1 protein-coding gene and 1 pseudogene are annotated in these 12,512 nt (G+C 73.2%); both read left to right on the top strand.

Annotated elements, in window-relative coordinates:
• Positions 1-24: 24 nt before the first annotated feature.
• Positions 25-9,414, top strand: coding sequence for a type I polyketide synthase (locus GA0115233_RS38040; RefSeq protein WP_093725087.1), 9,390 nt, complete (start codon positions 25-27; stop codon positions 9,412-9,414).
• Positions 9,415-9,510: 96 nt separating this feature from the next.
• Positions 9,511-12,512: pseudogene (locus GA0115233_RS38035) on the top strand (type I polyketide synthase); the annotation flags it as partial.

The following is a 12,512-nucleotide window of genomic DNA, read 5'->3' as shown; positions in this document are numbered from 1 at the left end:
CGGCTGCCGTTCGCCTGGTCCGGGGTGTCCCTGTGGGCGTCCGGGGCGCGTGAGCTGCGCGTACGGATGACCCCGGCCGGTACCGACACGGTGTCCCTCGAACTGGCCGACACCGCAGGCGAGTTGGTCGCCACTGTTGAAGCGCTGACCCTTCGGGAGGGCGCTCTCACGGGAGCGGATCCGAACCGCCAGAACCTCTTCCAGGTCGACTGGACCCCGCTGACCACGCCCGTCGCCACCGACCGACAGACCTACGACGCCCACCTGGCCGACGAACTGCCCGGCGACCCGGTCGCACCCGGCACCGACATCCTGATCCGCGTCAAGCGCCCCGCCGCCGACGCGGCGGACGCCGCGCACGAGATCACCCGCACGCTGCTCGTCCAGATACAGACATGGCTGTCTGAGGAGCGGTTCGAGGGCGCCCGGCTCGTCGTCGTGACCGAGGGCGCGGTGAACGCGGACGGCACGGAGCCCGACCCCGCCCAGGCCGCCGTATGGGGTCTGGTGCGCGCCGCACGCGCTGAAGCGCCGGAGCGGTTCGCACTGCTGGACCTGGACGGCGCTGATGAGTCCTGGTCGGCCGTGGGAAGTGCCCTGGCCTCCGGCGAGCCGGAACTGTCGGTACGCGGTGGCGCTGTGTTCGCCCCCCGCCTGGGGCGGGCCTCCACGAGTCCCCTCACGGCCCCTGGGTCTTCGTGGCGGCTGGACATCGTGGAGAAGGGCACGCTGGAGGGGCTCGCGCTCACGCCGGTCGAGCCGACGGAACTGGGCGAGAGCCAGGTCCGTATCGCCGTACGTGCGGCCGGACTGAACTTCCGCGACGTGCTCAACGCGCTCGGCATGTACCCCGGCGACGCGAAGGACTTCGGTCTTGAGGGCGCCGGCGTGGTCAGCGAGGTCGGACCCGGGGTGACCGGACTGGCCGTGGGTGACCGGGTGATGGGCCTGTTCTCCGGGTCCTTCGGCCCGGAGGCCGTGGCGGACGCACGCAGGATCGCGCGGATCCCGGCGGGGTGGTCGTTCGCGCAGGCGGCGTCGGTGCCGGTGGTGTTCCTGACGGCGTACTACGCGCTCAGGGACCTCGGTGGGCTGCATGCGGGGGAGCGGATTCTCGTGCACGCGGCGGCCGGTGGTGTGGGCATGGCCGCGACCCAGTTGGCCCGGCATTTCGGTGCTGAGGTGTTCGGTACAGCGAGCGTGGGCAAGTGGGATGCTCTGCGGGCGGCGGGGCTGGACGACCAGCACATCGCTTCCTCGCGTGACACGGACTTCGAGGCAGCGTTCCTGACGGCGACCGATGGCGCCGGTATGGACGTGGTTCTGGACTCGCTGGCGGGCGAGTTCGTGGACGCCTCGCTGCGGCTCCTGCCCCGGGGTGGGCGCTTCCTGGAGATGGGCAAGACCGACATCCGTGACCCGGAGACGGTCGCCGCTCAGCACCCTGGTGTGGCGTATCAGGCATTCGACCTGATGGACGTGGAGCCTCAGCGGGTCGGGGAGATGCTCGCCGAGCTGGTCTCGTTGTTCGAGGCCGGCGCGGTGAAGCCTCTCCCGGTCACGTGTTGGGATGTGCGCCGGGCGCCGGATGCGTTCCGCTACCTGTCGCAGGCCCGTCACGTCGGCAAGGTGGTCCTGACGGTTCCGGCGCCGCTGGACCCGGAGGGCACGGTCCTGGTCACCGGTGGCACGGGCGGCCTGGGCGCACTCGTCGCCCGGCACCTGGTCACCGAGCACGGTGTACGGCACCTGCTGCTGGCCAGCCGCCGCGGCCCCGAGGCGCCGGGCGCGACCGAACTCGTAAAGCAGCTCACAGAGTTGGGCGCTCAGGTTCAGGTGGCCGCCGTGGACGTGGCCGACCGCGACGACCTTGCCGCCACCCTGGCCGGTCACCGGCTCACGGCCGTGATCCACACGGCCGGTGTCCTGGACGACGGCGTAATCGCGTCCCTCACCCCCGACCGCCTCGCCCGCGTCCTACGGCCGAAGGTCGACGCAGTCGCCCACCTGCACGAGCTGACCCGCGACGCGGACCTGTCCGCCTTCGTCGTCTTCTCCTCAGTCACCGGCACCCTAGGCGGCGCCGGCCAGGCCAACTACGCCGCAGCCAACGCCTTCCTGGACGCCTTCGCCGCGACCCGCCGCACGGCCGGACTCCCCGCCACCTCCCTCGCCTGGGGCCCCTGGGCACCCGGCGCCGGAATGACCTCCGACCTGACCGAGGCCGACCTGCGCCGCCTCGCCCGGGCCGGGATGCTCCCGCTCGCCCCCGAACACGGCCTCGCCCTCCTGGACGCGGCCCTTGAGCTGGACGGCGGTCTGGAGCGGGCCGCCGTCCTCCCGGTCGAGTTGGACATCCCGGCCCTGCGGCGCCGTACCCCCGAGGACGTTCCGGCGCTGCTGCGCGCGCTCGTCCGCGCCCACGGCCGCCGCAAGGCCGAGCAGGTGGAGGGACCCGGCGGCAACGACCTGCGCGACCGGCTGCTCGGCCTGTCCCGCGCCGACCGTGAACGCTTCCTGCGGGACTTCGTCGCCGCGCAGGCCGCCGCCGTCCTCGGGCACGACCCCACGCACCGCGCCGAGGCCGACCAGACCTTCAAGGACCTCGGCTTCGACTCCCTCACCTCCGTCGAACTGCGCAACCGCCTCAACGCCGCCACCGGCATGCGGCTACCGGCCACCCTCGTCTTCGACCACCCCACTCCTGCCGAAGTGGCCCGCGTGATCCTGTCCGAACTGGTCGACGACGGCTCCGCGGACGCGGGAACGTCCCAGGCCGCGCTTCCGGCCGCGTTCGGTGTCGACGACGACCCGATCGTGATCGTCGGTATGGCCTGCCGCTTCCCCGGGGGAGTCGGCTCGCCGGAGGACCTGTGGCGGCTGGTGAGCGAGGGCGGCGATGCCATCGGCGCCTTCCCGGCCGACCGAGGCTGGAACCTCGACACCCTCTTCGACCCCGAGCCGGGCACCCCGGGCCGTACGTACGTCACCGAAGGCGGTTTCCTGCAGGACGCCGCCGAGTTCGACGCCACCCTCTTCGGTATATCGCCGCGTGAGGCCCTCGCCATGGACCCGCAGCAGCGGTTGCTGCTGGAGACCTCGTGGGAGGTGTTCGAGCGGGCCGGGATCGACCCGACGTCGCTGCGCGGCTCCCGCACCGGCGTCTTCGCCGGCGCCATGGCCCAGGACTACGGGTCCTTCCTGCGCGCGGGCGAGCACGACTCCGGTGGCTACCTGATGACCGGCAACACGGGCAGCGTCGCCTCGGGCCGTATCGCGTACACCTTCGGCTTCGAGGGCCCTGCGGTCACCGTTGACACGGCCTGTTCGTCCTCGCTCGTCGCCCTGCACCTCGCCGCCCAGGCCCTGCGCTCCAACGAGTGCGACCTCGCGCTCGCCGGTGGTGTGACGGTCATGGCGACCCCGGAGACCTTCCTTGAGTTCTCGCGCCAGCGCGGTCTGGCGACTGATGGTCGCTGTAAGGCTTTCTCAGACGCCGCCGATGGCACCGCGTGGTCCGAGGGTGTGGGTCTGCTGCTGGTCGAGCGGCTGTCCGACGCCCGCCGCCATGGCCACCGTGTGCTGGCGGTCATCGCCGGTTCGGCGGTGAACCAGGACGGTGCCTCCAACGGTCTTACGGCCCCGAACGGTCCGTCCCAGCAGCGTGTCATCCGCCAGGCCCTCGCGGGCGCCGGTCTCAAGCCCGCCGACGTGGACGCCGTGGAGGCCCATGGCACCGGCACCCCCCTCGGCGACCCCATCGAGGCCCAGGCCCTCCTCGCCACCTACGGCCAGGGCCGCCAACACCCCCTCTACCTCGGCTCGTTGAAGTCGAACATCGGCCACGCCCAGGCCGCCGCCGGCGTCGGCGGCGTCATCAAGATGGTCATGGCGATGCACCACGGCGTCCTCCCACGCACCCTGCACGTCGACGAACCGTCGTCCCACGTGGACTGGACGGCCGGAGACATCACCCTCCTCACCGAGAACACCCAGTGGGCACGCCCGGACGACCGCCCCCGCCGGGCCGGAGTCTCGTCGTTCGGTATCAGCGGCACCAACGCCCACGTCATCCTCGAAGAAGCACCCGAGCCCCCGGTCGATCCGCAGCCCATCACCACACCGGACGCACACCGCCGCACTGTCCCGCTCCCGCTCTCCGCCGCGGACCCCGCAGCCCTGCGGGCGCAGGCGGAACGGCTGGCGGAGTTCCTGGCCGCCGACCCGGCACTCAAGCCGCAGGACATCGGGCTCTCCCTCGCCACGACCCGGTCCGCCCTGGAGCACCGTGCCGTCGTCGTCGCCGAGGACCGAGCGCAGGCCCTCGACGGACTGCGCGCCCTGGCCCGCCAGGAGACGGCGGCCCACTTGATCACCGGGACGGCAACCGCGAGCGGCGGACGTACCGCTTTCCTCTTCGCGGGGCAGGGATCGCAACGCCTCGGCATGGGCCGAGAACTCCACGAGACCTACCCGGTGTTCGCGGACGCCTTCGACGCGGTGGACGCGGAACTGCCTTTCGACCTGCGCGGCGTCGTCTTCGGTGACGACGAAGAGGCCCTGAACCGCACCGAGTTCACCCAGCCCGCCCTCTTCGCCCTCGAAGTCGCCCTGTACCGGCTGCTGGAGTCCTGGGACATCCGCCCGGACGTCCTGCTCGGTCACTCCATCGGTGAACTGGCCGCCGCGCATGTCGCCGGCGTCTGGTCGCTCGCCGACGCCTGCAAGTTGGTCGCCGCGCGCGGCCGGTTGATGCAGGCTCTCCCGCCCGGCGGCGCCATGGTGTCGCTCCAGGCCGCCGAGGACGAGGTGCTGCCGCTGCTCTCCGGCCGCGAGGACGAGATCGGCATCGCCGCCGTCAACGGCGCCGAGGCGACCGTGGTCGCCGGTACCGCCGACGCCGTCGCATCGGTTGCCGCGCACTTCCGCGCCCAGGAACGCAAGGTCACCGCCCTCCGCGTCAGCCACGCCTTCCACTCGCCCCTGATGGAGCCGATGCTCGCGGACTTCCGTGCCGTCGCCGAGAGCCTCGCCTACGACCGGCCCCGGCTGACGGTCGTCTCCGCACTCACCGGCGACCTCGCGAGCGCGGACGAGCTGATGTCGCCCGAGTACTGGGTGCGGCACGTCCGGCAGGCCGTACGGTTCGCCGACGGAGTGCGCCGGGTCGCCGCCGAAGGCGCCGTCAACTGGCTGGAGTTGGGCCCCGACGGCACTCTCACCGCACTGGCGGCCGCCGAGACACAGTCCGACCCGGCCGCACAGGCACTGCACATACCGGCCCTGCGCAAGGACCGCGACGAGACCACCGCCCTGCTGACCGCCGTCGCCGCCCTCCACACCCGCGGCGCCGCCCCGCGCTGGACCGCCCTGTTCGCCGCGACCGGCGCCCGCCCGACCACGCTGCCCACCTACCCCTTCCAGCGGCAGCACTTCTGGCCCGCCCCTCCCGCTTCCGCCGCCACGGCCGGGGACGCCACCGGGCTCGGCCTGACCTCGTCCGCGCACCCGCTGCTCGGTGCCGAGGTCACCCTCGCCGAGGGCACCGGCGCCCTGCTCACCGGCCGCCTCTCGCTCGCCGCCCAGCCGTGGCTGCGTGACCACGCCGTCGCGGGCGCGGTCCTCTTCCCCGGTACCGGGTTCCTCGAACTGGCCCTGCAGGCCGCCCGTCGCGTCGGCTGCGCCCGGGTCGCCGACCTGACCCTGGAGGCACCGCTGGTGCTCCCCGAGGAGGGTGGCGTCCGCGTCCAGGTCACCGTCGGCGCCGCCGACGAATCGGGGCGGCGCACCGTGTCCGTCCACTCCCAGCCCGACACACCCGACGCCGCCCCCGACGCCTGGGTGCGCCACGCCGCCGGACTCATCGACAACACCACGGCCACCGCCGCCGAGCCAGAGCGCGCCACCGCCCCGGCCGCCGACGCCGAACGCGTCCTCCTGGACGGCTTCTACGACCGCCTCGCCGACAGCGGCTACGCCTACGGCCCCGTCTTCCAAGGCCTGCGCGCCGTATGGCGGGACGGGGCTGACGTGTATGCCGAGGTCGGCCTCGCCGCCGACCAGCAGTCCGAGGCCACCCGCCACGGCCTGCACCCGGCACTGCTCGACGCAGCCCTGCACGCCTGGCTCGCCGCCGACCGGGCCAGCACCGACCGCACCGGCGCCGACGACACCGGCGCGGTGCGGCTGCCGTTCGCGTGGAGCGGGGTCTCCCTCCACGCCGTGGGCGCCGCCGCCGTACGGGTCCGGCTCACGCCCGTCGACGACGACACCCTGGCGCTGACCCTCACCGACCCCGAGGGCCGGCTCGTCGCCCGCGTCGACGCGCTCACCCTGCGCCGACTGAGCCCCGAGGCGCTGGCCCCGGCGCGGTCGGCCCGTACCGGAGTCTCGGCCCGTACCGGCGTCGAGGAGAGCCTGTTCCGGGTGGACTGGAGCGCGCTGCCCCTCCCGGCCGAGGCACCCACGCCGGCCGACGCACCCTGGGCCGTCGTCGGACCCCGCATCGACGGACTCCCCGACCCTGCCACCGGACACCACACCGACCTCGCGGCGCTCGCCGCGGCCGTGGACGCCGGTACGGTACTGCCGGACACCGTGCTCGTGGAGGCCGTACCGGCGTCGTCCCGGGAGCCCGGCGCCGACCCGGTGGAGTCCGCCCGTACGGCACTGCACCGCACGCTCGACCTCGTGCAGCGGTGGCTGGCCGACGAACGCTTCGCCGCCGCCCGGCTGGTCGTCGTGACTCGCGGGGCCGTACCCGCCGACGGCGACCGCACCCCCGTGGACCCGGCCGCCGCCTCCGTGTGGGGCCTGCTGCGGTCGGCACAGTCGGAGCACCCCGGCCGCCTCACCCTTCTAGACCTGCCCGCGCACCCGTCCGCGACCGGAACCGTCACCAACGACGCCCCCGCTCCCGGCACGGCGACCGCACCCCTCACCGCAGCGGCCCTCACCACCGGTGAACCCCAGCTCGCCCTCCGCGGCGACACCGTTCACGTCCCCCGCCTGGCCCCCGCGGGCACCGGCGGCAGCCTCCTGCCGCCGCCCGGCGAGCCTCTGTGGCGGCTCGACGTCACCACCCCCGGCACCCTGGACAGCCTGGCGCTCGTCGCCTGCCCCGAGGTCGGCGGACCGCTCGCCCCGGGCCAGGTGCGGGTCGGGATGCGGGCCACGGGTGTCAACTTCCGTGACGTACTGGTCTGCCTGGGCATGCTCGACCGCGAAGTGCCCGGACGTGAGGGCGCCGGTGTGGTCCTGGAGACCGGTCCCGACGTCACCGGACTCGCCGTCGGCGACCGCGTGCTCGGCCTGTTCTCCGGCGGCTACGGCCCCGTCGCCGTCACCGACAACCGGCTGCTGGCCCGCGTACCCGACGGCTGGACCTTCACCGAGGCCGCGGCCGCACCCATCGTGTTCCTCAGCGCCTACCACGGCCTCGTCGACCTCGCCGCCCTCAAGGCCGGGGAGCGGGTGCTGATCCACGCGGGCACCGGCGGTGTCGGCATGGCCGCCGTGCAACTGGCCCGGCACCTGGGCGCCGAGGTGTTCGCGACCGCGTCCCCCGCCAAGTGGCCGACGCTGCGCGGGATGGGCCTGGACGACGACCACATCGCCTCGTCCCGCGACACCGGCTTCGCGGAGAAGTTCCGCGCCACCACCGGCGGACACGGTGTGGACGTCGTACTCAATTCCCTGGCCCGCGAGTTCGTGGACGCCTCCCTCGAACTCCTCGCTTCCCGAGGCCGGTTCGTGGAAATGGGCAAGACCGACCTGCGCGACCCGGCCGCCGTCGCCGCCGACCACCCCGGCGTCGTCTACCGGGCGTTCGACCTGCGCGACGTCGACCCCGACCACACCCGGGCGATGCTCACCGCCGTGCTCGGCCTGTTCGAGCGGCAGGCGCTGCGCCCGCTGCCGGTCACCACCTGGGACGTGCGCCGGGCCCCCGAGGCCTTCCGCCACCTCAGCCAGGCCCGCCACACCGGCAAGGTCGTCCTGACCGTGCCCGACGTGCCCGTCGACCTCACCCGCCCGGCCGACCAGGACCTCACCGGCACCGTTCTCGTCACCGGCGGCACCGGCACCCTCGGCGCGCTCCTCGCCCGCCACCTCGTCACCGAGCACGGCGTACGACACCTGCTGCTCACCAGCCGCAGCGGCCCCGACGCCCCCGGCGCCGCCCAACTCACCTCCGAACTGGCCGAGTCGGGCGCCGAAGTCACCGTCGCCGCCTGCGACATCGCCGACCGCGACCAGCTCGCGGCGCTCCTGGCCGCCGTACCCGCGGAGCACCCGATCACCGCGGTCGTCCACGCGGCCGGTGTCCTCGACGACGGCATCCTCGACGGACTCACCCCCGAACGCGTCGACCACGTTCTGCGCCCCAAGGCACGGGCCGCCTGGAACCTGCACGAACTCACCCGCGACCTGGACCTGTCGGCGTTCGTCCTGTTCTCCTCCGTGGCCGCCACCTTCGGCAGCCAGGGCCAGGCGAACTACGCCGCCGCCAACGCCTTCCTCGACGGCCTCGCCCACCACCGCCGCGCCCAAGGACTGCCCGCCCTTTCCCTCGCCTGGGGACTGTGGGACACCGACAGCGGCATGGCCGGCACCCTCGGCGCGGCCGACGTGCGCCGCATCGGCCGGATGGGTCTGGCACCGCTGCCCGCGGACGAAGCACTCGCCCTCTTCGACGCGGCCCTCGCCGCCGACCAGGCGCTGCTGCTGCCCACCCGCCTCGACCTGCCCGGCCTCGCCCGCCGCGGCACCGAACCGCCCGCCCTGCTCAAGGCGCTGGCCCGCACCCCCGTCCGGCGGGCCGCCGCGCCCATCGCCACGGACACCGGGCACCAGGACACCGAGGCACCGGCCGTCCCCTTCACCGAGCAACTGCGCCACCTGCCCGCCGAGGAACGCGAACGGGCCGCACTCGACCTGGTACGCACCCACACCGCGGCCGTCCTCGGCCACTCCGACCCGGACGCCGTCGACGCCGAACGGCCGTTCAAGGCGCTGGGCTTCGACTCGCTCACCGCGGTCGAGATGCGCAACCGCCTGGGCGCCGCCACCGGCCTCACCCTGCGCGCCACGCTGATCTTCAGCTACCCGACCCCCGCGGTCCTCGCCCGGCACCTGCTCGAACAGTGCGCCCCGAAGGACGAACCCGAGCAGCCGCCCGCGGACCTCCTCCTCGCCGAACTCGACCGGCTGGAGGCCGCCATGGACGCCGTCGACGCCGTCGAGGGCGAGAGCGAGGGCCGTGACGAGAAGGTGACCGCACGCCTGAGAGAACTCCTCAGCCGGTGGACCGGCACCACCGACGGCGCCCCGCCCACCGCCGGAACCGGCCTCGAAACCGCGACGGACGACGAGATGTTCGACCTGATCAACAAAGAGCTGGGCATTTCCTGACCCCGACCGACCCCGGACCGCTCAGGACCCGACGTCTGCGGCACCCCTCGGGGCTCCGCCCAGGGGCTCGGGGCTCCTCCTAGGAAGTGGCAACGAATGGCGAGCAACGAAGAGAAGCTGCGGGACTACCTCAAGCTGGTCACGGCCGACCTTCGTCAGACACGCAAGCGTCTGCAGGACATCGAGGACCAGCGGCACGAGCCCGTGGCCATCGTGGCGATGGGCTGCCGCTTCCCCGACGGAGCCGACAGCCCCGAGGCGATGTGGCGGCTCCTCGCCTCCGGCACCGACGCCGTCACCCCCTTCCCCACCGACCGCGGCTGGGACCTCGACGCCCTCTACGACCCGGACCCGGACAACCCCGGCACCTCCTACGTCCGCGAGGGCGGCTTCCTGCACGAAGCGCCCCTGTTCGACGCCGAGTTCTTCGAGATCTCCCCGCGCGAGGCCCAGGCCATGGACCCGCAGCAACGGCTGCTGCTGGAGACCTCCTGGGAGACCGTCGAACGGGCCGGAATCGTCCCGGCCTCGCTCCGCGGCTCCCGCACCGGCGTGTTCATCGGCGCCATCGCCCAGGACTACCTGCCGCGCTCGCGCGGCGCCCAGGCCGAACTCGGCGGCCACCTCCTCACCGGCAGCACCATCAGCGTCGCCTCCGGCCGCATCGCCTACTCCTTCGGCCTGGAGGGCCCCGCCGTCACCGTCGACACGGCCTGCTCCTCCTCCCTTGTCGCGCTCCACCTCGCCGTACGGGCCCTGCGCGCCGGCGAGTGCGACCTCGCCCTCGGCGGCGGCGTCACCGTCATGTCCGGTCCTGAGATGTTCGTCGACTTCGGCCGCCAGCGCGCCCTCGCCGCCGACGGACGCTGCAAGGCGTTCTCCGCCGACGCGGGCGGCTTCGGCCCCGCCGAGGGCGTCGGCATGCTCCTGCTGGAACGACTCTCCGACGCCCGCCGCAACGGCCACCCCGTCCTTGCCGTCATCCGCGGCTCGGCGGTCAACCAGGACGGCGCCTCCAACGGCCTCACCGCCCCCAACGGCCCCGCCCAGGAACGCGTCATCCGCGACGCCCTCGCCGACGCCGCGCTCACCCCCACCGACGTCGACGCCATCGAGGCCCACGGCACCGGCACCCCCTCGGCGACCCCATCGAGGCCGAAGCCCTGCTCGCCACCTACGGCGACAACCGCGAACGGCCCCTGTGGCTCGGCTCGGTGAAGTCCAACATCGGACACACCCAGGCCGCCGCCGGCGTCGCAGGCATCATCAAGATGGTCCTGGCCATGCGCCACGGCCTCCTGCCCCGCACCCTCCACGCCGACGAACCGTCCCAGCACATCGACTGGACCGCCGCCGACCTGCGCCTGCTCACCGAGGCCCAGCCCTGGCCCCACGAGGCCGAACGCCCGCGCCGCGCCGCGATCTCCTCCTTCGGCATCAGCGGCACCAACGCCCACCTGATCGTCGAGGAAGCCCCCACGCCGACACCCACGGAGGACGCCAAGCCCCCCACCCCGCCCAGCCCTCGAACCGGCGCCCCCCTGCCCTGGGTCCTCTCCGCCCGCAGCCGCGCGGCACTCACCGCACAGGCCACCCGCCTGCTCACCCACCTCGACACCCACCCCGGCCGGCACCACCCGGCCCACGTCGGCCACGCCCTCGCCACCACCCGCAGCACCTTCGAGCACCGCGCCGTCCTCACCGGCCGCACCTACGACGACCTACGCACGGCCCTCACCGCACTCGCCGCCGACACCGCACACGCGGGTGCTGTCGTCGGCACCGTCCGCCCGGGTGGCCGCCTCGCCGTGCTCTTCGCGGGGCAGGGGTCGCAACGCCTGGGTATGGGGCGGGAGTTGTACGGGGCGTATCCGGTGTTCGCGGAGGTGTTCGACGCGGTGGATGCCGAGCTGCCGTTCGACTTGAAGGCGGTTGTGTTCGGTGATGACCGGGAGCTGCTGAATCGCACGGAGTTCGCGCAGCCCGCGTTGTTCGCGTTGGAGGTGGCGCTGTTCCGGTTGGTGGAGTCGTGGGGTGTGCGGCCGGATGTTCTCGCTGGTCATTCGATCGGTGAGATTGCGGCGGCGTGTGTGGCGGGGGTGTGGTCGCTGGCGGATGCGTGCCGTTTGGTGGCTGCGCGGGGCCGGTTGATGCAGGCGCTTCCGGCGGGTGGCGTGATGGTGGCGGTGCAGGCTTCGGAGGAGGAGGTTCTGGCGTTCGTCGATGACGAGCGGGTGGGTGTGGCGGCGGTGAACGGGCCGCGTTCGGTGGTGGTGTCGGGTGATGCGGTGGCGGTGGAGGAGGTTGCCGCGCACTTCCGGGCCCTGGACCGTAAGGTGACGGGGCTGCGGGTGAGTCATGCTTTCCATTCGCCGTTGATGGAGCCGATGCTGGCGGACTTCCGTGCTGTGGCGGAGAGCCTGACGTACGACCGCCCCCGCATCCCCGTCGTCTCGAACGTCACCGGCCGCGTCGCCACCGCGGAGGAACTCACCTCCCCGGACTACTGGGTGGAGCACGTACGCCGCCCCGTACGCTTCGCCGACGGCATCCGCACCCTCGCCGAGCGCAAGACAGGCCGACTCCTCGAACTCGGCCCCGACGGCACCCTCACCGCCCTCGCCCAGGACTGCCTGGACGGCGGCACCGAGACCTTCGCCCCCGCCCTGCGCAGGGACCACCCCGAACCGGAGAGCCTGCTCACGGCCCTCGCCCAACTCTTCGTCACCGGGCTGCCCGTGGCCTGGGACACGACGATCCCACTGGACGGCACCACGAGCAGGGCCCAGGAACCCCTGGACCTGCCGACCTACCCCTTCCAACGCCGCCGCTACTGGTCCCGCGACACCGGCTCCGCCACCGGCGACCTGCGTGCCGTGGGTCTGGGTTCGGCGGAGCATCCGTTGTTGGGTGCGGCGGTGGAGTTGGCCGGTGGTGACGGTGAGGTGTTGCTGACGGGGCGCCTCTCGCCGGCTGTTCAGGGGTGGCTGCGTGATCATGTGGTCGCGGAGTCGGTGGTGTTCCCCGGGACGGGGTTCCTCGAACTGGCCTTGCGGGCTGGTGAGTCGGCGGGCTGTGACCGGGTTGAGGACCTGACA

The sequence above is a fragment of the Streptomyces sp. DI166 genome (assembly GCF_900091315.1).
GTDB classification, from domain to species: domain Bacteria; phylum Actinomycetota; class Actinomycetes; order Streptomycetales; family Streptomycetaceae; genus Streptomyces; species Streptomyces fuscus.
Note: the sequence above shows the minus strand (reverse complement) of the source record. Positions and strands in the feature narration are given on the sequence as shown.